Origin of the sequence: Chelativorans sp. ZYF759, from assembly GCF_012911015.1 — a bacterium.
GTDB lineage: Bacteria > Pseudomonadota > Alphaproteobacteria > Rhizobiales > Rhizobiaceae > ZYF759.
Map to the genome: position 1 here is coordinate 1 of NZ_WVVV01000026.1, position 24201 is coordinate 24201.

32 protein-coding genes and 1 pseudogene are annotated in these 24201 nt (G+C 65.6%); 22 read left to right on the plus strand and 11 right to left on the minus strand.

The window, feature by feature from the left end; all coding sequences use genetic code 11:
* Both GRZ55_RS23290 and GRZ55_RS22335 read right to left on the minus strand, forming a co-directional pair.
* Window positions 1-190 (minus strand): hypothetical protein (locus tag GRZ55_RS23290; RefSeq protein WP_210257492.1); only part of this gene is annotated, 190 nt, incomplete at its 3' end.
* A 167-nt stretch (window positions 191-357) separates the two neighbouring features.
* Entirely contained in the window at window positions 358-1095 is a 738-nt protein-coding gene (locus GRZ55_RS22335; protein WP_169289159.1) for a YafY family protein, read from the minus strand.
* Window positions 1096-1449: 354 nt separating this feature from the next.
* On the opposite strand from GRZ55_RS22335, the gene GRZ55_RS22340 reads away from it, so the two are divergent.
* The gene (locus tag GRZ55_RS22340; protein ID WP_169289160.1) at window positions 1450-2199 is read left to right on the plus strand and encodes a YebC/PmpR family DNA-binding transcriptional regulator; all 750 of its coding nucleotides are present in this window, start codon (window positions 1450-1452) and stop codon (window positions 2197-2199) included.
* A 6-nt stretch (window positions 2200-2205) separates the two neighbouring features.
* Window positions 2206-2487: a SelT/SelW/SelH family protein gene (locus GRZ55_RS22345; protein WP_169289161.1), complete on the plus strand. Its 282-nt coding sequence runs from the start codon at window positions 2206-2208 to the stop codon at window positions 2485-2487.
* A gap of 7 nt (window positions 2488-2494) precedes the next feature.
* Here the strand turns inward: GRZ55_RS22345 and GRZ55_RS22350 are convergent, their stop codons facing one another.
* From GRZ55_RS22350 to GRZ55_RS22360, 3 genes are all read right to left on the minus strand, one after another.
* The gene (locus tag GRZ55_RS22350) at window positions 2495-3019 is read right to left on the minus strand and encodes a DUF1465 family protein (protein ID WP_169289162.1); all 525 of its coding nucleotides are present in this window, start codon (window positions 3017-3019) and stop codon (window positions 2495-2497) included.
* 369 nt (window positions 3020-3388) lie between these two features.
* Window positions 3389-5032 (minus strand): acyl-CoA synthetase, encoded by a 1644-nt coding sequence (locus GRZ55_RS22355; protein WP_169289163.1) that lies wholly within the window; start codon window positions 5030-5032, stop codon window positions 3389-3391.
* Between the two features lie 56 nt (window positions 5033-5088).
* Window positions 5089-5865 (minus strand): sulfite exporter TauE/SafE family protein, encoded by a 777-nt coding sequence (locus tag GRZ55_RS22360; protein ID WP_169289164.1) that lies wholly within the window; start codon window positions 5863-5865, stop codon window positions 5089-5091.
* Between the two features lie 261 nt (window positions 5866-6126).
* Here GRZ55_RS22360 and GRZ55_RS22365 point away from each other — a divergent pair, with 261 nt between their 5' ends.
* From GRZ55_RS22365 to GRZ55_RS22400, 8 genes are all read left to right on the plus strand, one after another.
* A complete protein-coding gene (locus tag GRZ55_RS22365; RefSeq protein WP_169289165.1) occupies window positions 6127-6795 on the plus strand; it encodes a thiamine phosphate synthase in 669 nt (222 codons plus the stop codon).
* Window positions 6792-7745: a tetratricopeptide repeat protein gene (locus GRZ55_RS22370; RefSeq protein WP_169289166.1), complete on the plus strand. Its 954-nt coding sequence runs from the start codon at window positions 6792-6794 to the stop codon at window positions 7743-7745. Before GRZ55_RS22365 ends, GRZ55_RS22370 begins: the two co-directional genes overlap by 4 nt.
* A 110-nt stretch (window positions 7746-7855) precedes the next feature.
* The gene (gene efp, locus GRZ55_RS22375) at window positions 7856-8422 is read left to right on the plus strand and encodes an elongation factor P (RefSeq protein WP_169289167.1); all 567 of its coding nucleotides are present in this window, start codon (window positions 7856-7858) and stop codon (window positions 8420-8422) included.
* Window positions 8423-8453: 31 nt separating this feature from the next.
* Window positions 8454-9254, plus strand: coding sequence for an inositol monophosphatase family protein (locus GRZ55_RS22380; RefSeq protein WP_169289168.1), 801 nt, complete (start codon window positions 8454-8456; stop codon window positions 9252-9254).
* Window positions 9255-9369: 115 nt separating this feature from the next.
* Window positions 9370-10044: a hemolysin III family protein gene (locus GRZ55_RS22385; RefSeq protein ID WP_169289169.1), complete on the plus strand. Its 675-nt coding sequence runs from the start codon at window positions 9370-9372 to the stop codon at window positions 10042-10044.
* A 127-nt stretch (window positions 10045-10171) separates the two neighbouring features.
* Window positions 10172-11197: a MotA/TolQ/ExbB proton channel family protein gene (locus tag GRZ55_RS22390; RefSeq protein ID WP_169289170.1), complete on the plus strand. Its 1026-nt coding sequence runs from the start codon at window positions 10172-10174 to the stop codon at window positions 11195-11197.
* On the plus strand, window positions 11198-12229 hold the full coding sequence (locus GRZ55_RS22395; protein WP_169289171.1) for a peptidoglycan -binding protein: 1032 nt from the start codon (window positions 11198-11200) through the stop codon (window positions 12227-12229).
* A 102-nt stretch (window positions 12230-12331) separates the two neighbouring features.
* Entirely contained in the window at window positions 12332-13480 is a 1149-nt protein-coding gene (locus GRZ55_RS22400) for an amidohydrolase (RefSeq protein ID WP_169289172.1), read from the plus strand.
* A gap of 13 nt (window positions 13481-13493) precedes the next feature.
* Here GRZ55_RS22400 and GRZ55_RS23655 read toward each other — a convergent pair whose 3' ends face one another.
* From GRZ55_RS23655 to GRZ55_RS22420, 5 genes are all read right to left on the minus strand, one after another.
* Window positions 13494-13628 (minus strand): hypothetical protein, encoded by a 135-nt coding sequence (locus tag GRZ55_RS23655; RefSeq protein WP_256379836.1) that lies wholly within the window; start codon window positions 13626-13628, stop codon window positions 13494-13496.
* A 55-nt stretch (window positions 13629-13683) separates the two neighbouring features.
* Window positions 13684-13902, minus strand: a complete 219-nt coding sequence (locus GRZ55_RS23565; protein WP_210257493.1) for a PIN domain-containing protein — start codon at window positions 13900-13902, stop codon at window positions 13684-13686.
* Window positions 13899-14129 (minus strand): AbrB/MazE/SpoVT family DNA-binding domain-containing protein, encoded by a 231-nt coding sequence (locus GRZ55_RS22410; RefSeq protein ID WP_169289173.1) that lies wholly within the window; start codon window positions 14127-14129, stop codon window positions 13899-13901. The genes GRZ55_RS23565 and GRZ55_RS22410 overlap by 4 nt, the downstream gene beginning before the upstream one ends.
* Window positions 14130-14214: 85 nt before the next feature.
* Window positions 14215-14673: a hypothetical protein gene (locus tag GRZ55_RS22415; RefSeq protein ID WP_169289174.1), complete on the minus strand. Its 459-nt coding sequence runs from the start codon at window positions 14671-14673 to the stop codon at window positions 14215-14217.
* Entirely contained in the window at window positions 14674-16482 is a 1809-nt protein-coding gene (locus tag GRZ55_RS22420) for an ABC transporter transmembrane domain-containing protein (protein ID WP_169289175.1), read from the minus strand.
* Between the two features lie 186 nt (window positions 16483-16668).
* On the opposite strand from GRZ55_RS22420, the gene rpmE reads away from it, so the two are divergent.
* The 8 genes from rpmE (at window position 16669) to ruvB (ending at window position 20593) form a co-directional block, all read left to right on the plus strand.
* Window positions 16669-16890: a 50S ribosomal protein L31 gene (gene rpmE / locus GRZ55_RS22425; protein ID WP_169289176.1), complete on the plus strand. Its 222-nt coding sequence runs from the start codon at window positions 16669-16671 to the stop codon at window positions 16888-16890.
* Window positions 16891-16988: 98 nt separating this feature from the next.
* Window positions 16989-17498: a crossover junction endodeoxyribonuclease RuvC gene (ruvC, locus tag GRZ55_RS22430; protein WP_169289177.1), complete on the plus strand. Its 510-nt coding sequence runs from the start codon at window positions 16989-16991 to the stop codon at window positions 17496-17498.
* A gap of 60 nt (window positions 17499-17558) precedes the next feature.
* Entirely contained in the window at window positions 17559-17828 is a 270-nt protein-coding gene (locus GRZ55_RS22435; RefSeq protein WP_169289178.1) for an AbrB/MazE/SpoVT family DNA-binding domain-containing protein, read from the plus strand.
* Window positions 17806-18222 carry a type II toxin-antitoxin system VapC family toxin gene (locus tag GRZ55_RS22440; RefSeq protein ID WP_169289179.1) on the plus strand — a complete coding sequence of 139 codons (417 nt, stop codon included), beginning with the start codon at window positions 17806-17808 and terminating at the stop codon, window positions 18220-18222. Before GRZ55_RS22435 ends, GRZ55_RS22440 begins: the two co-directional genes overlap by 23 nt.
* Entirely contained in the window at window positions 18219-18836 is a 618-nt protein-coding gene (gene ruvA, locus GRZ55_RS22445; RefSeq protein WP_169289180.1) for a Holliday junction branch migration protein RuvA, read from the plus strand. Before GRZ55_RS22440 ends, ruvA begins: the two co-directional genes overlap by 4 nt.
* Window positions 18837-18900: 64 nt before the next feature.
* The gene (locus tag GRZ55_RS22450) at window positions 18901-19161 is read left to right on the plus strand and encodes an AbrB/MazE/SpoVT family DNA-binding domain-containing protein (protein ID WP_169289181.1); all 261 of its coding nucleotides are present in this window, start codon (window positions 18901-18903) and stop codon (window positions 19159-19161) included.
* Window positions 19158-19556, plus strand: coding sequence for a PIN domain-containing protein (locus GRZ55_RS22455; protein ID WP_169289182.1), 399 nt, complete (start codon window positions 19158-19160; stop codon window positions 19554-19556). The genes GRZ55_RS22450 and GRZ55_RS22455 overlap by 4 nt, the downstream gene beginning before the upstream one ends.
* The gene (ruvB, locus tag GRZ55_RS22460) at window positions 19553-20593 is read left to right on the plus strand and encodes a Holliday junction branch migration DNA helicase RuvB (RefSeq protein ID WP_169289183.1); all 1041 of its coding nucleotides are present in this window, start codon (window positions 19553-19555) and stop codon (window positions 20591-20593) included. Before GRZ55_RS22455 ends, ruvB begins: the two co-directional genes overlap by 4 nt.
* Window positions 20594-20597: 4 nt before the next feature.
* Here ruvB and GRZ55_RS22465 read toward each other — a convergent pair whose 3' ends face one another.
* Window positions 20598-21866, minus strand: a complete 1269-nt coding sequence (locus GRZ55_RS22465) for a glycoside hydrolase family 5 protein (protein ID WP_169289184.1) — start codon at window positions 21864-21866, stop codon at window positions 20598-20600.
* Between the two features lie 79 nt (window positions 21867-21945).
* Here GRZ55_RS22465 and ybgC point away from each other — a divergent pair, with 79 nt between their 5' ends.
* From ybgC to GRZ55_RS22485, 4 genes and pseudogenes are all read left to right on the plus strand, one after another.
* Complete coding sequence (gene ybgC / locus GRZ55_RS22470; protein ID WP_169289185.1) at window positions 21946-22419, plus strand: tol-pal system-associated acyl-CoA thioesterase; 474 nt, start codon at window positions 21946-21948, stop codon at window positions 22417-22419.
* A 224-nt stretch (window positions 22420-22643) separates the two neighbouring features.
* On the plus strand, window positions 22644-23366 hold the full coding sequence (gene tolQ, locus GRZ55_RS22475) for a protein TolQ (protein ID WP_169289186.1): 723 nt from the start codon (window positions 22644-22646) through the stop codon (window positions 23364-23366).
* Between the two features lie 30 nt (window positions 23367-23396).
* A complete protein-coding gene (tolR, locus tag GRZ55_RS22480) occupies window positions 23397-23846 on the plus strand; it encodes a protein TolR (RefSeq protein WP_169289187.1) in 450 nt (149 codons plus the stop codon).
* 7 nt (window positions 23847-23853) lie between these two features.
* A pseudogene (locus tag GRZ55_RS22485) lies at window positions 23854-24201 on the plus strand (hypothetical protein); the annotation flags it as partial.

The window sequence follows — 24201 nt, forward strand, 5'->3', positions numbered from 1 at the left end:
CTGCCTCGCCGTTCGCCATGCTCACGGCTCGTTGTCGGCCACCGTTCGTCGCTTTGATCGACAAATCGTTGCCGATCAATCGGCCTGCGGCCGACCGCTCCTCACCCCACAAGGGGAGAAGGGAGTCGCGCTGCGTCAGCGCCGAGACGGATGAGGGGTAAGCCCCGCGCGGCATGTGCCGTTCAGGCATGGATCCTAGGGTCTTCGCGACGGCCTTCGGCCTGCTTCGCCCTAGGATGACGAAGGTGGGGGTGGCGTACGCGCTTCATATCCACCGTCCCGTTTGGATCCCTGGTCCGCTACGCGGCCCGGGATGACGGTGGCGCTGGAGGGCGGGCGTTCGCCGCCAATCCTTGCCTATTCGGCGGCGAGGGAGTTTTTCCAGTCCGGGGTGGAGCCGGGTTCGCAGATCTTTTCCGCCCGCTCGAGGCGCCGATAGAAATCGGCGAGCTGCTTGCCGCGTTCGGGCCGGAAGCTGCGACCGGCCAGTTCCACGCCGGCGATACGGTCGATGCGAAAGGCGCGAAAGTCGTTGCGCAATTCGCACCAGGCGACCAGCGTCCAGACCTTGCCCCAGAACCAGAGCCCGAGCGGCCGTATCTCCCGCCTGGATCCGGCGCCCCCGCCATCGCGGTAATCCACCACCAGCACCGTGCGGTCTTCGACCGCATGTTCGAGCAGGTCTATCGCGCGGCGCTGATCGTCGTCGATGACCCAGTCGGGCATGTGGATTTCGGTGCGTGCGAGACGCGCCTTCTCGGCTTCCGGCAGGACGGCACCGATCTTGACCAGCGCCTCTTCCGCCGCACGCGCCATCTCGGCGCCCCCGAAGGCGCGCACCATGCGCGCGCCCGCCACCAGCGCGACGATCTCGTCGCGCGAGAACATCAGCGGCGGAAGCTCGAAGCCTTCCCGCATCAGATAGCCGACGCCCGCCTCCCCGTCGATCGGCACGCCGGTCGACTGGAGATCGGCGATATCGCGGTAGATGGTACGTTCCGATACTTCGAGCCGCTCGCCGAGCATGCGGGCCGTCACGAGACGTCCGCCGCGCAGCTGCTGCACGATCTGAAAAAGTCTGTCGGCTCGTCGCATGCGAGGTCCCTCCGGTCAGACGAAGGATGCGCTTATGGCAAGGTCCTGCTGACACCCTTGTGTCAGGAGCATTAAATCGTTTCGCATTTTGCACCTCATCCGCTGCGTGCACACCCGAAAAGTGTCGACACCTTCCCGTATGACGATGGTGGAACGGCGAGGCCGACTCCGGACACGAAATTTCGGTGGTCCTTCGACGCGAGAAAGCCGTGCGTGAGCATCCCGCGCCCTCGCCGGATCTGGCCGGCCGGGAGGATGATCACGAGACAAGCTCTCCTTCTGGACGTTGCCGGCTGATTTAACTATAAGGCCGTCGATCCCCGAAATGGTTCAGTTTCGACCAGCAGGAGTGCCATGGCCGGCCATTCACAGTTCAAGAACATCATGCACCGCAAGGGCCGCCAGGATGCGGTCCGCTCCAAGATGTTCTCCAAGCTCGCCCGCGAGATCACGGTTGCAGCCAAGATGGGCGCACCGGATCCCGACATGAATCCGCGCCTGCGCCTGGCGGTCCAGAACGCCAAGGCGCAGTCCATGCCGAAGGACAATATCCAGCGCGCCATCAGCAAGGCCTCCGGCGGCGACGCCGAGAACTATGAAGAGGTACGCTACGAAGGCTATGGCCCCGGGGGCGTGGCCGTCATCGTCGAGGCGCTGACGGACAACCGCAACCGCACCGCCTCCAACGTGCGTGCGGCCTTCACCAAATCTGGCGGCGCGATGGGCGAGACGGGCTCGGTCGCCTTCATGTTCGACCGGGTGGGCGAGATCGTCTACACCACGGCCGCCGGTGACGCCGACAAGGTGATGGAAGCCGCCATTGAGGCCGGCGCCGAGGACGTGACGTCGGACGAGAACGGTCATGTCATCATCTGTGCCTTCGAGGATATCGGCGAGGTGACCTCGGCACTGGAATCAGCGCTGGGCCAGGCCGAATCGGTCAAGGCGATCTGGCGGCCGCAGACCGGCACGCCGGTCGACGAGGACAAGGCGCAGTCGGTGCTGCGGCTGATCTCGGTGCTCGACGACGATGACGACGTGCAGAATGTCTACGCCAATTTCGAAGTCGACGACGAGACCATGGCCAAGCTGAGCGCGGCCTGAGGTCGCTTGGAAGACCGGCGCCCCACGATCCGCATCACCTATTGCACCCAGTGCAACTGGCTCCTGCGCGCCGGCTGGATGGCGCAGGAGCTGCTTTCCACCTTCGGCCAGGATCTGGGCGGCGTGGAACTGGTGCCGGGCACCGGCGGCGTTTTCGAGATCACGGTGGACGGCGAAACGATCTGGGAGCGCAAGCGCGATGGCGGCTTCCCGGAGGCCAAGGTGCTCAAGCGCCTGGTGCGCGACCGGGCCTGGCCCGACCGCGATCTCGGACATTCCGACCGCTGAGAGGCGGTCAGCCGCGCGCGAAGGCGGTGCGCAGAAGCATGATCTGTTCGTTGACGGGATTCTCGTTGGCGACCGCCGGTGCGGGTACGAGACGGCCATAGACCTCCTCGTCCATGCGGCGCACCAGGGCCTGCAGGCGCAAAGAGCGCTCTACCAGATTCTGGAAGCCTTCCGGAAGTTCGCCCCAGCCCGGAACGTCGGAGGCGGCAGACGAGGTGTCGAGCCGCACCTTGGACTTTTCCGCCGCGACCTGTTCGCGCGTCATCTCGCCGGAATTGGCGGCGCGCTGCAAGAGAAGCCAGGATGCAACCTGCATCAGGCGGGTGGTAAGGCGCATCGATTCGGCCGCATAAAGCGTCGAGGCGAGACGCGACAGGCCCTTGGCCTCCACGCGACCGCGCCCGTCGAGGTACTCGGCGGCCTGTTCGACCAGCCCCATGCCTTCGTCGTAAAGCGGCTTGAAGGAACTAGAGAAGACGCGACGCTCGGCGAGCCTGACCGTCTGCGCGCCCTCATGCACCGAATTCCCCATCTGGGCAAATACTCCCGAACTCTCGAAATCACTTCAACAATCGGCGACGGCCGGACGGGTTCCATATGAACGATTCGTACGTCTGCCGCAGAGAAGATGGCCGGTTGTGCACGGCAAGGCAAGCTTTTGCTTAACGAAGGGTTAACACCGCGCAAGAGACGGCGGCGACCCTGTTTCCGGCCAAAAAAAAAGAGCCGCGGGTTGCGGCTCTCAGGAGTTTAACAGGGAGGCGTCAAACGGAGTGGCAAGACCACTCGGTAAGAATCCAGATCACTGGATGCCCGTAGTTAAACCTCATAAAGCTTAACCGGAGCTTAACGCGATGGTTAACATGCGGGAAAAATGTGCCGGCATGGGACATTTTTCACCTTATGTTCCCTCCGCGCGCGCCATTTCCCTCAGCCTGAACTTCTGGATCTTGCCAGTGCTTGTCTTGGGGATTTCGGCGAAGATAACGGCTTTCGGCACTTTGAAGCGCGCCAGCAGGCCCCGGCAATGTTCAATGATCTCGGCTTCGGTGGCGGATCGGCCGGGCCTGAGCTCGACATAGGCGAGCGGGACCTCGCCCCATTTGTCGTCGGGCCGGGCCACCACGCCGCAGGCCGCGACGGCGGGATGCTTGTAGAGCGCGTCCTCGACCTCGATCGAGGAGATGTTCTCGCCGCCCGAGATGATGATGTCCTTGGAGCGGTCCTTGAGCTGGATGTAGCCGTCGGGGTGCAGGACGCCGAGATCGCCGGAATGGAACCAGCCGCCGTAAAACGCCTCGTCGGAGGCTTTGCGGTTCCTGAGATAGCCCTTCATGACGATGTTGCCGCGGAACATGACCTCGCCGATGGTCTCGCCATCGGCCGGCACCGGTTCCATGGTCTGGGGATCGCGCACGCTGAGGCCCTCGAGCGCGGCGTAGCGGACGCCCTGGCGGGCCTTCTTGGCGGTGCGCGGGCCCTTGTCGAGATGGTCCCAGTCGGAATGCCACTCGTTGACGACGGCGGGACCGTAGGTCTCCGTCAGCCCGTAGAGATGGGTCACCGCAAAGCCGGCATCCGCCATGCCCGACAGAACCGCCTCGGGCGGCGGGGCGGCGGCGGTGTTGAAGGTGACGGTCTGGGGAAAGTCGCGACGTTCCTCTTCGGGCGCATTGATCAGCGCCGACATGACGACCGGCGCGCCGCACAGATGCGTGACGCCATGCTCGGCGATCGCCGCAAACATGGCTTTGGCGCGCACCCAGCGCAGGCAGACATGCGTGCCCGCCTGGACCGCCAGCGTCCAGGGAAAGCACCAGCCGTTGCAGTGGAACATGGGCAGCGTCCACAGATAGACCGGGAAGCGGCCCATGCCGGCATGGATGGTGTTGGCATAGGCCATCAGCGCCGCCCCGCGATGGTGATAGACCACGCCCTTGGGATTGCCGGTGGTGCCGGAGGTGTAGTTGAGCGAAATGGCATCCCATTCGTCGTCGGGCATCGACCAGGCGAAATCCGCGTCTCCTGAAGCGACGAAGTCCTCGTAGTCGATCTCGCCGATGCGCTCGCCCTTGGGATAGGGCGCGTCGTCGCGATATTCGGAGTCGTCATAATCGATGACGAGCGGCTTCACCGTCGTCAGCTTCAGCGCCTCCGCGACCACGCCGGCGAATTCGCGGTCGACGATCAGCACCTTCGAATCGGCGTGGTCGAGCTGGAAGGCGATGATGGCGGCGTCGAGCCTGGTGTTGAGCGAATGCAGCACGGCCTTGACCATCGGCACCCCGAAATGGGCCTCCAGCATGGGCGGCGTGTTGGACAGCATGACCGACACCGTGTCGCCCTTGCCGATGTCGCGCGCGGCGAGTGCAGCTGCCAGTTTCAGCGACCGGCGCCAGAATTCGGCATAGCTGGTCGTGGCCGTTCCATGGATGATGGCGATGCGTTCGGGAAAGACCTTCGCCGCGCGTTCGAGATAGGTCAGCGGGGTCAGCGGCTGGAAATTGGCCGGATTGCGATCGAGATCGGTGTCATAGGGGTTCATGCCGCGTTGCTCCTCCTCCAGGCCAAGGCCTGTTTAAGCACGGAGCGGCGCGGAAATCATCCGCCCCCGATCGTGGCGTCCCAGACGAGTTTCACCCCGACCAGCATGATCATCACATACATGAAGGGGTAGAATATCTCGGGCTTCATGCGCTTGACGATCCACGCGCCGGCCAGCGTGGCGATGGGCGCGACGGGCATCAGCACGGCGGAGGCCGCCAGATTGGCGGTGTCGAACAGGCCGAGCGCGAAATAGGGCACCAGTTTCACCACGTTGACGGCGGCGAAGAAGATCACGGCGGTGCCGGTGTAGAGCCTGGGGTCCTGGCGCAGCCGCATCGCATAGACCTGATAGGGCGGCCCGCCGGCATGGGCCACGAAACTCGTGAAGCCGGCGACGATCCCCCACCACGCACCGGCGATGCGGTTGTGCGGCGCGGCCTCGTGGTGGCGCGCGATCAGCTGGTAGAGCCAGCGCAGGAAGAAGCCGATCGCCACCAGCCCGACAATGAGACGCACCGCATCCACCGTCACGAACGCGGCGGTCAGCCAGCCGAGCCCGATGCCGACCATGGCCCCCGGCAGCATCACCTTGAGCGTCGTGAAATCGCGCCAGTGGCGCCAGGTCCACAACGAGACCGCGTCCATGAGGATGAGGATCGGCAGCAGGATGGCCGCCGCCTGCACCGGATGGATGGCCAGCGCCATGACCGGCACGCCCATCAACGCGGCCGCCCCGCCCAGCCCGCCTTTCGACAGACCGACCAGGATCACCGCCGGCACGGCGACGGCATAAAACATCGGATCGGTAAGCAGGAAAAGCGGATCAGGCATGCGGGGCATTCTCGTTATAGGCTGCCTGCTTTAGGTTTTCGCGGCGGACTTGGCGAGAGGCAACCTCACCGCAACAGCCAGGTCGGTCGCCGGCACCGCCCTTTCTGCCGGCCGGCGCGGCGTGCCGATCGACGCGCGCGGGGCCGACCGGATCGGGCCGCCGCGCCGGCGGGGATTGCAGCCAGGCCCGCCAATTGCGATATGCCGCAATGCGACCATGATCGGCGACCACATCTGACCGATCCGAAACCGAGTGAAGAGATGCCCGCACGAGACCCGCAATCGCGCTGCCGCCTGGTTCTGGTGGCACCCGAAATGGAAGACATGAGCGAACAGGCGCGCCTGGTGGGCGATGCCCTGTCGGGAGGCGACGTGGCCACGGTCATCGTCATCGCCCGCGATGCGGATGACCGGCTCGCCCAGGCGCGCGTGGCCGCCATCATCGACCTGGCGCATGCGCGCGAGGTTGCCGTCATCGTGGTCGGCGACACGCGCATCGCGGCCCGGGCCGGCGCGGACGGCGTGCATCTTGAAGGCGCCAATGCGGCGACCGCCGCCGAGACGGTCGAGGCCCATGGCCCGCGCCTGATGGTCGGCGTCGATGGCGCCAAGACGCGTCACGACGCGCTGGAACTGGGCGAGGCGCGGCCCGACTACATATTCTTCGGCCGGTTCGGCTACGACACCGCCCCTGCATCGCATCCGCGCAATCTCGCGCTCGGCGAATGGTGGTCGCAGATGGTGGCAATCCCCTGCATCGTGCAGGGCGGCGCCGACATCGACAGCGTGCGCGAGGTCGCGGCGAGCGGCGCCGAATTCGTGGCGCTGTCGAGCGCGGTCTTCGGCGGTTCGCAGACCCCCGGCGAAGCCGTGCGCGCGGCAAACGCGCTGCTCGACGACGCCAGCCAAGAGGCGGCAGGCGCGGCATGAAGCCCGTTCCGGCCATGCTGCTTGCCCTTGCGGCGTTGCTGCCTGCGGCGGCCGGCGCGCAGGAAGGCGAACGCCTGACGCCCCCCACCTCGCAGACGGTTTCGGTGGAGCGTTTCGGCGGCCTTTCGGGCGACCGCGCCTTCGGCGCCTACCAGCGCGGCTTCTACAAGACGGCACTGGAACTGGCCCGCGAGCGGGCGGAGGCCGGCGATGCAGATGCGCAGATCCTGGCGGCCGAATTGCTGTCGCGCGGGCTGGGCGTACGGCGTGACATCGAGGAGGCCGCGCGTCTCTACGAGGCGGCGGCCCTCCAGGGTGACGCGGAGGCGAAGTTCCGCTTCGCCATGATGCTTCTCGACGGGGCCGGCGTGGAGCGCGACCGCGACCGCGCCTACGAGATGATGGAAGAGGCTGCCGAGGCCGGCCATCCGCTGGCGCAGTTCAATTATGCCCAGGTGGTTCTCGATCAACAGCCCAATTTCGAAGGCGAGGAGCGCGCGCGCGATCTCTTCCTCGCCGCCGCCGAGGCGGGGATCGCCGACGCGCAATATGCCATGGCGCAGATGCACCTGGCCGGGATCGGCCGCGCCGCGCCGGACGAGGCGGAAGCCCGGCGGTGGCTTCAGATGGCGGCGCAGAGGAACCATGACACGGCCCAGCTCGAGCTGGCCACCATGATGGTGGGCGGGCGCGGCGGCGATGTCGATTTCGAGGCCGGCTTTTCCTGGATGAAGCGCGCGGCCGAGATGGGCAATGTCGCAGCGCGCAACCGGCTCGCCAAGCTCTACCGCTCCGGTATCGGCGTCGAGGGCGATTCCCTCCAGGCCGCCGCCTGGTATCTGCTGGCACGCCAGTCGGGCCTGTTCGATCCCGAAATGGAGGACCATCTCTACGGGCTCGACGAAGAGGAAATCGCCGAGGCGCAGCAACGCGCCGCCACGCTGCGCTGAACGGCACGGCCGAACCCGCCTTCTCTTGCCTCTGGCGGCGATTTGTGGTCTTGGAAGCCGCGAAACACGCGCCTCCGGGGAGGCGCCACGAAAATTTCCGGAACCGAACAATGGCCAAGATCAACGGCAATGAAATCCGTCCGGGCAACGTCATCGAGCATGATGGCGGCCTGTGGGTGGCGGTCAAGACCAACGCGGTGAAGCCCGGCAAGGGCGGTGCCTACAACCAGGTCGAACTCAAGAATCTCATCAACGGCACCAAGCTCAACGAGCGCTTCCGCGCCGCAGAGACGGTGGAGAAGGTGCGCCTCGAGCAGAAGGACTTCACCTTCCTCTACGAGCAGGGCGATGCGCTGGTGTTCATGGATGACGAGAGCTACGAGCAGCTCGAGCTCGACAAGGACTTTGTCGGCGACCGCGCCGCCTTCCTGCAGGACGGCATGAAGGTCACGGTCGAACTGCACGAGGAACGTCCGATCGGCATTTCGCTGCCCGACCAGGTGACGCTAACCATCACCGAAGCCGACCCGGTGGTGAAGGGCCAGACGGCGGCCTCCTCCTACAAGCCCGCGGTTCTGGAGAACGGCGTGCGCGTGATGGTGCCGCCCTTCATTTCGTCCGGCGAGAAGATCGTCGTCGACACGTCCGAGATCACCTATATCCGGCGCGCCGAGTAGGCCCGCCTCCTTTTCCTTCGGAGACATGTGAATGGCGCGTTCTGCCATCATCAACGTCATGGTTCAGGCCGCCATCAAGGCGGGCCGCTCGCTGTCGCGCGATTTCGGCGAGGTGCAGAACCTGCAGGTCTCGCTGAAGGGGCCCGGCGACTATGTGAGCCAGGCGGACCGCAAGGCCGAGGAGATCGTCTACACCGAACTGTCGCGCGCCAGGCCCGGCTACGGCTTTCTCATGGAGGAAGGCGGCGAGGTGGAAGGCACGGACGGCCAGCACCGCTGGCTGGTCGACCCGCTCGACGGCACCACCAACTTCCTGCACGGCATCCCGCTCTTTGCCGTCTCCATCGGCCTCGAACGCCAGGGCCAGCTGGTGGCGGGCGTGATCTACAACCCGGCCATGGACGAGCTCTACACCGCCGAGCGCGGCGGCGGCGCGTTCCTGAACGACCGACGCATGCGCGTGGCCGCGCGTTCGCGCCTTCTCGACAGCGTGGTCGGCACGGGCATCCCGCATCTGGGCCGCGGCAATCACGGCCGCTCGCTCGTCGACCTGCGCAACGCCATGGCCGAGACCGCCGGCATCCGGCGCCTGGGTTCGGCCGCGCTCGACCTCGCCTATGTGGCGGCAGGCCGCATGGACGGTTTCTGGGAAGATTCGCTGTCGCCCTGGGACCTTGCGGCCGGCATCATCATGGTGCGGGAGGCCGGCGGCTTCGCCACCGATCGCCACGGCAAGCAGGACATGTTCGACAATGGCAGCGTGGTCGCCGGCAACGAGGCCATCCACGGCGCGCTTCTGAAGCTGCTCGCCAAGCCCATGCCCAAGGCCTGACGGCCGCCCGGTGCCGCAGGCCTGACGGCGGCCGGAGGCACAGGACCTGACGGTCGCGCCGAATTGCCGCGCTCCTTTCATCCCACGGTCATGTTTTTCGTGCCATGATGGGCCCATGGCAACACATCATGGCCCCCACCACATCCCTTTCGCGGGGCGCTTCCATTTCGACCGCAGCGAACGAATCGCGGATGGCGTCGTGCATGCGATCGGCATCCTTCTGGCGATCGTCGCGGGCGCGGCGCTGCTCGTCCATGCATGGCCCTATGCCGGGCGCGCCGAATATGTCGCCGCGCTGTTCTACGTCGTCTCGCTGACGACCGTCTTCTCGGTCTCCTGCGCCTATAATCTGTGGCCCATCACGCCGACCAAATGGCTGCTGCGCCGGTTCGACCACGCCGCGATCTATCTCCTGATCGCGGGCACCTATTCGCCCTTCCTGGCGCTTCTCGACGAGGCCGGCTTCATGCTGGCGCTGGTGTGGGGCGCGGCGGCAATCGGCATCTTCATCAAACTCGCCCTGCCCGGCCGCTTCGACCGGCTGGCCATCGTCTTCTACCTCGCGATCGGCTGGAGCGGCCTGCTGGTCGCCGACAGCCTGGCCGAGACGCTCTCCTCGCGCACGCTGATGCTGGTCGCGGCGGGTGGCGTGGCGTATACGAGCGGCGTCATCTTCCATGTCTGGCAAAACCTCAAATACAACACGGCCCTGTGGCACAGCTTCGTGGTCGCCGGCGCCGCCCTGCATCTGGCAGCGGTGACGGATGCGCTGGTGCTGAACATTTCGTGAGTTCGCGGGTTCGTGCCGCGAAACACTTTTGTGGCAGGCTCATCTGGCGGCGCGCCTTTCAATTTCGTCACAATTGCGTTTAGAGTCGTGATCGACCGCGCAAGCGCAACCAATCCGAGGCTGCCTCATGGCATTGTTGAAATCGTTCGGCGCCGAACACCTGGCCGACGAGGCGGACTATGATCCGCGCTATCTGTCCAGCCCTCAGGTCTTCCTGTTCTCGATGGTGGTCTTCCTGGCCATCTGCGGCTTCATCGCGGCGATACTCTATCGACAGATATCCACCGCCTTCCAGGCCAATCCGGGACTGAACGGGCTGATCCTCGGCGTGCTGGCGGTCGGCGTTCTCCTGGCCTTCGCGCAGGTGATCAGGCTCTTCCGCGAGATCCGCTGGGTCAATTCCTTCCGGGCCGGCGCGGATGCGCGCAACCCCGTGCTGCTGGCGCCGATGCAGGCGCTGCTCAGCCGCTCTTCCTCGATGTCGCTGTCGACGGCCTCGATGCGCTCGATCCTCGATTCCATCGCCACGCGCCTCGACGAAAGCCGCGACATCTCGCGCTACCTGATCGGGCTTCTGGTCTTTCTCGGCCTGCTCGGCACGTTCTGGGGACTGCTGCAGACGATCGGATCGATCGGCGACACCATCCAGTCGCTCGACGTCGGCGCCGGCGACACGGGCGAGGTGCTCGACGCCCTCAAGCTCGGCCTTGCCACGCCGCTGGCCGGCATGGGCACGGCCTTCTCCTCCTCGCTTTTCGGCCTTGCCGGCTCGCTCGTCCTCGGCTTTCTCGACCTTCAGGCCGGCCGTGCGCAGAACCGGTTCTACACCGAGCTGGAGAACTGGCTCTCCACCGTCACCGACCTGAATTCCGACATCCATGTCGACGCCGCGCGCGCCGACTCGACGGAGGAGATCAAGGCGCTCGCCGAAAAGCTCCGCACCATGCAGGAATCGGGCGGCAGCTCGGCCAATCCCCGCGTCGCCTCCGCCATGGCGAGCCTCGCCGAGGGCATTTCGGGGCTGGTCAAGAACATGCGCTCCGAACAGCAGCTGATGCGCGACTGGGTGGAGGCGCAGGCGGCCGAACAGAAGCAGATGCGGGCCACGCTGGAAAAGCTTGCCACCGTGCTCGAGAAAGAGAGCAAGAAGTAGATGGCCCTTGCGCGCGGCAGACGACGCGAACGGGGGGTCGATTACTGGCCGGGCTTCGTCGATGCCCTGGCCACGCTCCTGCTTGCCATCATGTTCCTGTTGTCGGTCTTCGTGCTGGCGCAGTTCCTGCTCAGCCAGGAGATCACCGGCCGCGACCAGGTCCTGAACCGGCTCAACGCCCAGATCAACGAGCTGACCCAGCTGCTCGCGCTGGAGCGCTCCGCCGGCCAGGACCTCGAGGACGCGCTGGCCAGCATGCGCGCCTCGCTGGCGGAGGCCGAGAGCGACCGCAGCCGCCTGCAGCAGCTTCTGGAGCAGGATGCCGGCGCGGGCTCGCAGGCGCAGTCCCGCATTGGCGCGCTGAGCGAAGAGCTCGACGAGGAGCGCCAGGTCAGCCAGCGCGCCATGAGCCAGGTAGAACTTCTCAACCAGCAGATCCAGGCGCTGCGAAACCAGATCGCCGCGCTTGAAGGCGCGCTCGACACGTCGGAGGCCCGCGACCGCGAAGCCAACGCGAAGATCGCGGATCTGGGCCGCCGCCTGAACGTGGCGCTCGCCCAGCGCGTGCAGGAGCTGAACCGCTACCGCTCCGACTTCTTCGGGCGGCTGCGCGAGATCCTGTCCGACCGCGAGGGCATCCGCATCGTCGGCGACCGCTTCGTGTTCCAGTCCGAGGTCCTGTTCCCCTCGGGCACGGAACAGATCAACCCGGCTGGCCAGGAAGAGATGCGCCGCCTCGCCGAGGCCATTCTGGAGCTGCAGCGCGAGATCCCGCCCGAGATCAACTGGGTGCTGCGCGTCGACGGCCATACCGACAACATCCCGCTGTCGGGCACCGGCCGGTTCCGCGACAACTGGGAACTGTCAACGGCGCGCTCGACCTCGGTCGTGAAGTTCCTGATCGAGAACGGCGTGCCGGCCGAAAGGCTGGTCGCGGCGGGCTTCGGCGAGTTCCAGCCGCTCGACGATGCCGACACGGCCGACGCCCGCGACCGCAACCGCCGCATCGAGTTGAAGCTGACGGAGCGCTAGCCCGGCGGGTCGGCCGCATCTCGTGACCGGGAACGTCGATCTTGATCCATTCGCGGTCGGTCGGCCTGCGGCCGCCGATCTTTGAACCCGAAGAAGGACATCATGGACCTCACCAACCAGGATATCGCCGATCTCGTCGCCTTCCGAAGAGAGCTTCACCGCTTTCCCGAGATTTCCAACGAAGAGGAGGAGACGGCCAGACGCGTCGTCGACTTCCTGAAGCAGACCGCCCCTGGCGAGATTTTCACGGGCATGGGCGGGCATGGCGTGGCGGCGGTCTATGACAGCGGCAAGCCGGGGCCGACGCTGCTGTTTCGTGCCGAGCTCGACGCGCTGCCGATCGAGGAACTGTCCGATGCGCCTCACCGCTCGACCATACCGGGCAAGTCGCATATGTGCGGACATGACGGGCACACGGCGATTCTGGCCGCCATGGCCCGCCAGCTCGGCCGCAAGGCGCCGGCGCGCGGGCGCGTCGTGCTGATGTTCCAGCCGGCCGAGGAGACCGGTAACGGTGCGGCGGGCGTGACCGCCGATCCGCGCTACGAGGCCCTCCGCCCGGACTTCGCCTTCTCGCTGCACAATCTGCCGGGCACCCCGCTCGGCCATGTGCGGCTGAAGGAAGGTGTGGTCAACTGCGCCTCGCGCGGCATGCGTATCGTGCTGTCGGGCAAGACGGCGCATTCCTCCATGCCGGAGACCGGCACCTCGCCGATGCCGGCCGTGGCCGAACTGATGCCGGCGCTGGCGAAGCTCGGCGGCGGACGCTTCTCGCAGGACGATTTCGCCATGGTGACGGTGACGCATGCGCAGATGGGCGAGGCGGTTTTCGGGGTCGCGCCCGGTTATGCGGAGGTCTGGGCCACACTGAGGACCCGCCTCGACGAGCGCATGGCAGCACTTTGCGCCGACGCCGAGAAACTGGCGCAGGAGGCGGCCGTCCGTCATGGGCTGGGCTGCGTGTTCGACTATCACGAGATTTTCGTGGCCAGCCTCAACGCGCCGCAGGCCGTCGCCCATCTGCGCCAGGCGATGGACGAGGCTGGCATCAGCCATGACGAAGAGGAACTGCCGATGCGGGCCTCAGAGGATTTCGGCCTGTTCGGCCGCGGCTCGGCCTCGGCGATGCTGTTTCTGGGCTCGGGCGAGACCCACCCGCAGCTGCACAACCCCGACTACGACTTTCCCGACGATCTGATCCCGATCGGCGCGCGGATCTTCATGCGCGTGGTGGGGAATGTGCTGGGGTGAGTGGTCGGCCCGATCAGCGAAACGGGTTCCTGATGGTCAGCCGGCCCGCCAACTCCCGCCCGTCCTGAAGGTCTTCGCTCCAGAAGGTCGTGCATTCGCCCTGCAGGGCGGCGGCCATCATCAGGGCATCGAAAAAAGGAAAAACCATGTCGGGAGGCGATCTCCAGCGCAATTTCGTTCGTATGGATGTCGACCGGCAGGACTCACGTGCAGAGCTTGCGGATGATCGCGGCCGCTTCGCCGATCTCGGCCCATTCGCGTGAGAGTTTCCGCCGGCTGACATGCACGAATTCGTTCAGCGTCTGGACGCTAATGGTGCAGCCATCGCTCAGAAGCCGCTCTGCAATCACGGAGCGATCGTCGTTGCTGAAGGCATAGACGAGGATGTTCGTGTCGAGGAAGGCTTCGGGCGTCCCGGTCACCTGCTATTGGCCTCGTCTCGGTCGAAGCGCCAGCCGTGGGGCAGAGGCCGCCGCAAAGCGCGCAACCGGGAAAGCGCTTCCTTGCGGCTCGTATCGCGTGCGACCGCAAAACGCCGTTCGCCGACAACCGTGATTTCGATCTCGTCACCCTCCTTCAGGTCAAGAGCTTCGACCACACCGGAGGGCAAACGCAGGGCAAGGCTATTGCCCCATTTGGAAACGCGCATGGAGTGCACTCCCTGATATACATCTGGAATGGATATCTAGGACACGGGGCCTGCAACGCAATTGGGGCCATCCCGCAAAACGGACCTACAACCGGTTCTTGACCAGCCCGAGCTTTGCCAGATCCTTCTCCCGCCCGAACAGGCGCAGGATCGCGAGCTGTTCGTCGAGGGCGGGAATAAAGACGCTCAGTCCGCCGATATCGACGGCCAGTCGGGTGGTCGGCGCCACCTTCTGCCAGCCACCTTCGGACAGGACTTCGAGATGTCCCATCGTCTCGATGGGCAGGCAGCCGGGCCGGTCGACGCGGTGATAGGGATCGGAGCGGAAGCGCGAACCGGGACGCGGTGCTGCCGCCTGCTCTCCCCAGCGATCGAGGAAACCGGCAAGCGTTCCCGACGATCCCAACAGGTCGACGTCGGCCGGTTCAATGTCATCGATGCCGGCAAGCCTCAGGGCGGCGCTGCCGATGATCCACCAGTCGTGCCGATCCGGCGGCGCGGTTCGCGCGATTTCGCGCAAAGCGGCGGCGAGCCTCGGATCCATCTACTCGGCAGCCCCGCTGAAGGCGTTGGCACCCGTTTCGAACTGAAGCCGGGCGAGACGGGCATAGACCCCGCCTTTCGCAACGAGGCTCTTGTGGGTGCCCTCCTCGATGATCCGTCCGGCCTCGAGCACGAGGATCCGGTCGGCCTTGAGGACGGTGGCCAGCCGGTGGGCGATGACGATGGTGGTGCGCTTCCTCATCAGCTTTTCGAGCGCCGTCTGGACGAAGGTCTCGCTTTCGGCGTCGAGCGCGGACGTGGCCTCGTCGAGAAGCAGGATGGGGGCATCGCGCAGGATCGCCCGGGCGATCGCCACGCGCTGCCGCTGCCCCCCTGAAAGCGTGACGCCGCGTTCGCCGAGCTGGGTGTCGAAGCCTTCTTCGAGACGCAGGATGAACTCGTCGGCATGGGCATCGCGGGCAGCCTGGAGGACAGCTTCATCGCTCGCCTTCGGGCAGCCGAAGGCGATGTTGTCACGTGCCGAAGCCGCGAAGATCGTCACGTCCTGGGGCACCAGCGCCAGACGCGCGCGCACATCCGCCGGATCGGCGCGCGTCAGGTCGACGCCATCGATGAGTATGCGGCCGCGATCGGGGTCATAAAAGCGCAGAAGCAACTGGAAGATGGTGCTCTTGCCAGCCCCCGATGGCCCCACGATGGCGACCGTCTCGCCCGGCCGCACGGTGAAGGAAAGCTCGCCCAGCGCAGACTGGCCGGGCCGCACCGGATAGGCAAAGCCGACCTTTTCGAAGGTTACCTCACCGCGGGCGGGAACCGGCAAGGGCAAGGGATCGGCCGGCGCCTGAACGCCGGGCACTTCCTCGAGCAGTTCCGTCAGCCGTTCGGCCGCGCCCGCCGCCTGGCTCAGTTCGCCCCAGACTTCCGACAGCGCGCCCAGCGCGCCGGCGCCAAAGACCGCATAGAGCAGGAACTGGCCGAGCGTGCCGGCCGACATGTCGCCCGTCAGCACGTCGTGCGAGCCGATCCACAGGACGCCAACCACCGCGCAGAAGACGGTGAGGATGGCAAAGAAGGTGAGCACCGCCCGCGCCTTCACCGAGGAGCGGGCCGCCTGGAAGGCGGCTTCGACGGCACGCGAGAAACGGCCGATCACCATGTCCTCGGCCGTGAAGGCCTGCATGGTGCGCGGCGAGCCGATCTGCTCGGAAGCATAGGCCGAGGCCTCGGCCAGCATGTCCTGGGCCATCCGCGAGCGGCGGCGGACGGAACGTCCGAAGGCGACCAGGGGCAGCACGATCAACGGGATCGCCAGGATGACGAAGCCCGAGAGCTTGGGACTGGTGACGATCATCATGCCGAGCGCGCCGATGCCGAGGATGATGTTGCGCAGCGCCTGCGAGACGGTGGCGCCGACGGCCGATTTGATCTGGGTGGTGTCGGCGGTCAGCCGCGATACGATCTCGCCGGACTGCACGGCATCGAAAAATGCCGGCGACAGGCGCGCCACATGCGCGAAAACGTCACGCCGGATATCGGAGACCACGCGTTCGCCGAGGGTGATGACGAAATAATAGCGGCAGGCGGATGCCACGGCGAGCACGATGGCGATACCCAGCAGCATGGCGAAATACTGGGCCACGAAGGTCGTGTCGGCTGCCGTGAAGCCGTGATCGATCATGCGGCGGACGGCAAGCGGCAGGCTGAGCGTGGTCAGCGCGGCCAGCACGAGGAAGAACAGGGCGCCCGCCATCAGGCCGCGATAGCGCAGCGTGTAGGGCGCCAAACGCCGCAGCGGCGTGAGCGAGCGACGTTCCCTTGTCTCTCCCTCGCCCATGCTGGTCAGTGCCATCGCCCCATCCCTGCCACCCAGGATCGCCGGGCGGTCTTGTGCTGGTTGGCAGGCTGATGTATAGCCCGCCCGAAGTTTTGCGAAGCCGTAGCCTTAGGTGGCCGCGGCTTCAAGTGTTGAATGAGGGCGCATCGCCGCAGGCCGGACCCGCCGACGGCGCCCGTATCGAGAACCCAGGACAGTCCCATGAAGGCCGATACCCACCCCGACTACCACATGATCAAGGTCGTGATGACCGACGGCACCGAATATTTCACCCGTTCGACCTGGGGCAGCGAGGGCGACACGCTGAACCTCGACATCGACCCCACCACGCACCCGGCCTGGACCGGCGGCACGCAGTCGCTCGTCGATCGTGGCGGCCGCGTCTCCAAGTTCAAGAAGCGCTACGAAGGCCTCGGCATCTGATTGCCGGTTCGGGAGCCCTCGGGGGCTCCCGTCGCCGAATGCCTCTGCGGGCCTATTCGGCTTTGGCCCTGTCGGCCTTCTGCGGCTAGTGTCGCCGCATGCAAAGCCCGATTCGCATCATTGGTATCGATCCAGGCCTCCGCCGCACCGGCTGGGGCCTGATCGAATCGCAGGGAAATTCGCTGCGATTCGTCGCCGCCGGCACCGTCCGGTCCGACGACAAGGCCGACCTGGCCGTAAGGCTTTGCCAGATCCATGACGGGCTGGCCGCCATTCTGCATGATTTCACACCAAACGAAGCCGCGGTGGAGCAAACCTTCGTCAACCGCGACGCCACCGCCACGCTGAAGCTCGGCCAGGCACGCGGCGTGGCCATGCTCGTGCCCGCGCGCGCCGGGCTGAGGGTCGCCGAATATGCGCCCAATGCGGTCAAGAAGGCGGTGATCGGTGTCGGCCATGGCGACAAGAAGCAGATCCAGATGATGGTCAAGGTGCTGATGCCGAAGGCGGTCTACGACACCGAGGATGCGGCCGACGCGCTGGCCATCGCGATCTGCCATGCGCATCACCGCCAGAGCGTGACGGGGCGGCTGGCGGCGATCGGCTGAATGTCGATGTTCTTGACTTGTTCGCATTCTACAGATAGGTAATACCCGAGAGGTATTACCATGCGCGTGACGAGCAAAGGTCAGGTGACCATTCCCAAGCACATCCGCGACCATCTGGGCATCAAGCCGGGATCGGATGTGGAGTTCGTGCGGGAAGCGGACAAGGTGCGGTTGGTCGCCGGCAATGGTGCGACCTCGCGGGAAGATCGCGTGAAACGTTTCCGCGACTCTCTACAGCGCATGGTCGGAACCATCGATACCGGTGGGATGGACGGCAAGGAGTATGTCGATTGGTTGAGGGGGCCGCATGAAGACCTCGACCTTGATTGACACGAACATCCTGATCGATGTGTGGGGCTTTCAGAGGCCCTGGACCGGTTGGTCCCAAGACGCGCTTGTTCGTTGCCGGGAAGAGGGGGCCTTGCTGGTCAACGCCATTGTCTGGTCGGAGATCGCGCCATCCGTGGAAGTGGAACGCCTCGTGGCATATGTCGACGAGCTGGACATAGGCAGGGAGAACCTTCCATTCGCGGCTGCCTACCAGGCGGGGCTGGCTCATGCGCGATACCGGAAGGCGGGTGGGACACGCGAGCGGACATTGCCCGATTTCCTGATTGGCGCACATGCACGTCACGGCGGGCATCGACTGCTTACGCGCGATGCCAGTCGCTACCGCAAGTACTTCCCTGACCTCGAAATCATCGCACCGGACACCCATCCATGATCGGCAAACTGAAGGGCATCGTCGACGAGATCGGCGAAGACCACTGCATCCTGGATGTGGGGGGTGTCGGCTATGTCGCCTATTGCCCGACCCGGACGCTGGCGGCGCTGGGCGGCGCGGGCGAGCCGGCTTCGCTTTTCATCGAGACCTATGTGCGCGAGGATATGATCCGCCTCTACGGTTTCGCCACGCATCTGGAGCGTGAGTGGTTCCGGCTCCTTCAGGGGGTACAGGGCGTCGGCGCCAAGGTCTCGCTGGCGGTGTTGTCGACGCTGGCACCCGCTGATCTCGCCAACGCGGTTGCACTGCGCGACATCGCGATGGTCTCGCGCGCGCCGGGCGTGGGCAAGAAGGTTGCCGAGCGCATCGTCACGGAGCTGAAATCCAAGGCGCCGGCCTTTGCCGGAGAAGCCTCGGGCACGATCGGGTTGAAGCAGGAACTGGGCGAAGGAGCGGCCCCCGCGCCGATCGCCGATGCAGTCTCGGCGCTGACCAATCTCGGCTATTCGCGTGACATCGCCGCCAACGCGGTGGCCGCCGCGTTGAAGGAGGCGGGAGAAGGCGCGGATTCGTCAAAACTGATTCGCCTGGGGCTGAGGGAACTGGCGCGGTAGTTCCTTGCGCTCATCGATTATCCTTACTATTCTATCGATGTAAGGAATTCTTGGAGTTTCCTTCATGGGCCAGCATTCCCGACTGACATCAAAGGGACAGACCACCATCCCTGCCGAGGTGCGAGACTATCTTGGCCTCAAGCCGGGAGACCGGATCGTCTATGCGATGAAGGACGGCAAGGTGGAGCTAAGGGCGAAAAACCTGAGAGCGGTGGACCTTATCGGCATTTTGGGGCCACCCCCGGCGGGACCCAAGACGCTTGAAGAGATCGAGGAAGGTATTGCTACCGCAGCGGCGGAAAGCGGACTGCGCGGGCTCGAATGATCGGCGTCGACACAAATGTGCTGCTCAGGCTTTATGTCTCCGACGAGCCTCAACAACACGAAACGGCGCTCAGATTCTTCGCCAAGCGGTCGGAAGAGAGCCCAGCCTATGTATCGATGGTGGTGCTCGTCGAGTTCGTATGGGCCTTGACGAAGACATACGACTACGGCTGGAACCGCGTCTTGTCGCTCGTGAGCGCAATGATCGACCTGCGCGACATGGTCATCGAGCGCGAAGAAGTCGTCGCCGATGCCCTGACACGCGCGCTAGAGGAGAAGGTCGACTTTGTGGACGCAATCATTGCACGCGCCAATGCCGATGATGGTTGCATGACCACCGTGACGTTCGACAAAAGAGCCGCCAAGCGGTTCGACTCCATGGAACTCCTCACATGACCACCGACCCCCGCCTCCTGTCCTCCGAAAAGCGCGGCGAGGATGTCGATGTCACCCTGCGCCCGCAGGCGCTGGACGATTTTGTCGGCCAGGCCGCCGCGCGCGCCAATCTCAAGGTCTTCATCGAGGCCGCGAAATCGCGCGGCGAGGCGCTCGACCATGTTCTCTTCGTCGGCCCGCCTGGCCTTGGAAAGACGACGCTGGCCCAGATCATGGCCAAGGAACTGGGCGTCAATTTCCGCTCCACCTCCGGCCCGGTCATCGCCAAGGCGGGCGATCTCGCCGCACTTCTGACCAACCTCGAAGACCGGGACGTGCTCTTCATCGACGAGATCCACCGGCTGAGCCCGGCCGTGGAGGAAATCCTCTACCCGGCCATGGAGGACTTCCAGCTCGACCTGATCATCGGCGAGGGGCCGGCGGCGCGTTCGGTGAAGATCGACCTCTCCCGCTTCACGCTGGTTGCCGCCACCACGCGGCTGGGGCTGATCACCAACCCGCTGCGCGACCGGTTCGGCATCCCGGTGCGGCTCGATTTCTACACGGTGGAGGAGCTGGAGCTCATCGTGCGGCGCGGCGGGCGCATCCTCTCGCTGCCAATGACCGACGAGGGCGCGCGCGAGATCGCGGCGCGCGCACGCGGTACGCCGCGCATCGCGGGCCGCCTGCTGCGCCGCGTCCGCGATTTTGCCTCCGTCGCCGGCGCCGAGACGGTCGACCGCAAGGTGGCTGACGCCGCGCTGTCGCGCCTGGAAGTCGACGCGCTTGGTCTCGACAATCTGGATCGCCGCTATTTGTCCATGATCGCCCGCAATTTCGGCGGCGGCCCGGTCGGCATCGAAACCATCGCCGCCGGCCTGTCGGAGCCGCGCGATGCGATCGAGGACATCATCGAGCCCTATCTGATCCAGCAGGGCTTCATCCAGCGCACCCCGCGAGGCCGCGTGCTGACCGCCAATGCCTGGCGCCATCTCGGGCTGGATGCACCCAAGGATCTGGCGCAGAGCCAGGCCAGCCTGTTCCAGGAAGACGACTGAAGGGTCAGTCGGCGCCGGGCGACCGGGTGCCGGTTGCATCGAGGCCGCGCACCATGTCCAGCACGTCGCTCTCGGCCGGCCGGTGGTCGAATTCCTGGACGATGCCGAACGCGCCGCCATGGGACCACATCGCCCAGGCAAAACCGAACTCCTCGGCAATGGCGATCACGTCGCGGTAGTAGGCCGCACGTTGCTGCGGCCGCATCACGAAGGAATTGCCGTATTCCTGGCGGATCATCCCGAACTCGCCGAGCAGAACGGCCCGGGGCGCGATGCCGTGCTGCTCGGCCCATCGGGCCACCCCCTCGAACGGTTCGCGCAGCATGTCCTGCAATCCCGCCTCCGTGCGGATGGCCTCGACCTGCTCCTCGACCCAGGAAATCATGCCCGCACGCCTCATGATCGGCGCCTGGGTGCGGATGCGCGCCCGCACGATGGCGAGCCGGGCGTCGAGATCGGCGGGATCGGCCTCGTGCGGTGGATAGGGAAGCCCGGTCACGTAGCGGATCAGGTCGCCAGCCCACAAGGCGCCCTGATGGGTGAGGATGAAGGGGCGGTAGGAGTGGAAGGTCCAAATGACGTTGTCGTCGCCCACGAGGCCGGGATCTAGCGCCAGCAGCCCTTCGGCGTTGCCATCGCATCCGCCGGTGAGAACCAGCGTGATGTCGGGCGCGGCCTCACGGGCGGCGGCGTGGAGCTGGCGCTGGAGATCGGCCCAGTGCGCGTTGCCCGCCGCATCGCAGGGCGTCCCCGGCTCGTTCATCAGTTCGAAGGCGACGCGCGCCGGATCGCGGCCGGCGAGGCTGCCCGCCAGATCGGTGACGAGAAGGCGATAGGAAGCGAAGTCCTCGGGCTCGTCGAGCACGCGCGACATGTAGGGCAGTTCGCTGCCGCCGGGGATGAGATGCAGGTCCACGATCACCTTCAGGCCGGCATCGAGCGCGATGTCGACCGCCTCCCCCACCTCGCGGATCAGGCGGTCGCGCTGGCCGGCCGCATGCGGCGCGGTGAAGGGCACCGGATCGACTGGCATGCGGATGAAATCGAGGCCTGCGGCGCGCAGCCCGGCCAGGTCCTCCCGACCGACGCTGCGGCGCCATTCGGGGAAGGGAAACAGGGCCTCGTCGTCGGTCCAGCGATCAGGCGACGGCCAGGTCACCCACTGGTCCATGTTGATGCCGCGCGCGACCTGGAAGCGGGGCTCCGCGGCCAGTCCCGTGGGGAACGAAGCAATCGCCATGACAGCCAGTGCAATCAGCGTTTTCTTGAACATGGCCACCGATAATGCTTGATGCGCGCCTGAGGACAGGGCCGGCCAATGGTGTCAAAAGCCGGGCCCGAAGGACAGACGAATGCAGCAGCATGGTGAATCTTCGGACCTGGACGCGACGCTCGCGGGGGAACTGACTCCGCGCGGCCATCGGCTGAGAGCCAGGGTCTACTATGCGGACACGGATTTCTCCGGCGTCGTCTACCACGCCCGCTATCTGGAGTTCCTCGAGCGCGGGCGCTCGGATTTCCTGCGGCTGGTGGGCGTTCACCACACCGATCTCGCGGCTGGCCAGCACGGCGAGAAGCTGGTGTGGATCGTTCGGCGCATGGAAATCGACTTTCGCGCCCCGGCGCGAATCGACGACATACTGGCCGTCGAGACGATCACCGAGAAGGTCTCCGGCGCGCGTATCTACATGCGCCAGGAAATCCGGCGCGGCGACGAAGCCATCGTCGACGCACGGGTGGAAGCGGCCATCATATCGCAGTCGGGCCGGCCTCGGCGCTTTCCCAAGGAGTGGATCGCCGCCTTCCTGCGCGACACGGCGGGTTGATCTTCGAACGCGCGGCGACATAACGCATCCTTAACCATAACGGTCCATGAACGAGAACGCGAAGAAGCGTCCGATCGGCCGCGCCTTCCTTTCACCAAATTTGGCCCGGAAAAGGCCGATTATGGTGCCAAGGGATGGGATGGCACTTTCCGGATGACTTCGAGGGTTGCGCATTCAGGGCCGCCGGGACCGTGCGGGGCCCGCATCTTTAGGACGTGAAGCACATGGAAACCGCAGTTCTGGCAGCGCCGGGAGCCGACCATTCGATCTGGGGCCTGTTCATGCAGGCCGGTCTGGTGGTCAAGCTGGTCATGCTCGGCCTGATCGTCGCCTCGGTATGGACCTGGGCCATCATCATCGACAAGATCATCGCCTACAAGCGCATGAACCTGGCGCTCAACCGCTTCGAGCAGGTGTTCTGGTCCGGCCAGTCGCTGGAAGAACTCTACCGCACGCTCTCCGACCGCAAGACCACCGGCATGGGCTCGATTTTCGTGGCCGCCATGCGCGAGTGGAAGAAGAGTTTCGAAAAGGGTGCCAAATCGCCCATCGCGCTGCAATCGCGCATCGACAAGGCGATGGATCTCGCGGTGACGCGGGAGGCCGAGGAAATGGAATCGCGGCTCGGTTACCTCGCCTCCATCGGTTCGGCTGCCCCCTTCATCGGCCTGTTTGGCACGGTGATCGGCATCATGACCTCCTTCCAGGCCATCGCGTCGTCGGGTGCGACCAATCTTGCGGTCGTGGCGCCGGGCATCGCCGAGGCACTGCTGGCGACGGCGCTCGGCCTGCTGGCAGCCATTCCAGCGACCATCGCCTACAACAAACTGTCGACCGATGCCGGCAAGCTCGCTTCGCGCATGGAAGGCTTTTCGGACGAGTTCTCCGCCATCCTCTCGCGCCAGATCGACGAGAGGGTCGCCCAGCCGCAGCGCGCGGCGGCCTGATCAAGCCAACGCGACCGCAAGGAGCAGACCATGGGAATGTCGGTGGGACAGACAGGCGGGCGCGGCGGCCATCGCAGGCGCGGCAGACGCCAGGCGCTGGTGTCGGAAATCAACGTGACGCCCTTCGTCGACGTCATGCTGGTGCTGCTCATCATCTTCATGGTGGCTGCACCCATGATGACGGTCGGCGTGCCGATCGACCTGCCGGAAACGCAGGCGCGCGCGCTGGAAACGCAAACGGAGCCGATCACCGTCTCGGTCAACGCCGAAGGCCAAGTCTTCCTGCAGGAAACTGAGGTCACGGTCGAAGAGGTCGTCCCGATGCTGCAGGCGATCGCGGAGACCGGCTATGAGGAGCGTATCTTCGTGCGTGGCGACCGCACTGCCGATTATGGCACCGTGATGCGCGTGATGGCCCGCATCTCCTCGGCCGGATACCGCAATCTTGGCCTCGTTACGCTTCAGGAACAGGGCGACTGATCTCGACATGAAGATCGGGCTGACGACATCGACGGCTTTGCATGTGGTGCTGATCGGCTTCGGCCTGGTCTCGCTATCCGCGCCCCCGCCGCACCAGTCGGCCTCGGTGGAATCGTTCCCGATCGACATCGTGCCGCTGGAGGAATTCTCCCAGAGCGTCCAGGGGGAGCGCGACGCGCCGATGCGCGAGACGCCTGCCCCCAACCCGACCACGGAAATGGCCGAAGTGGAAAACGCCGAGAATATCGGCGACAGCATGGTCGACCAGCCGACGCCGCCGACCCCGCAGCCGCGGCCGCGCCCGGTGGAGACAGCTGCCGCGCCGCCGCCCGCCGAGGAGCCCGCGCCGCAGCCT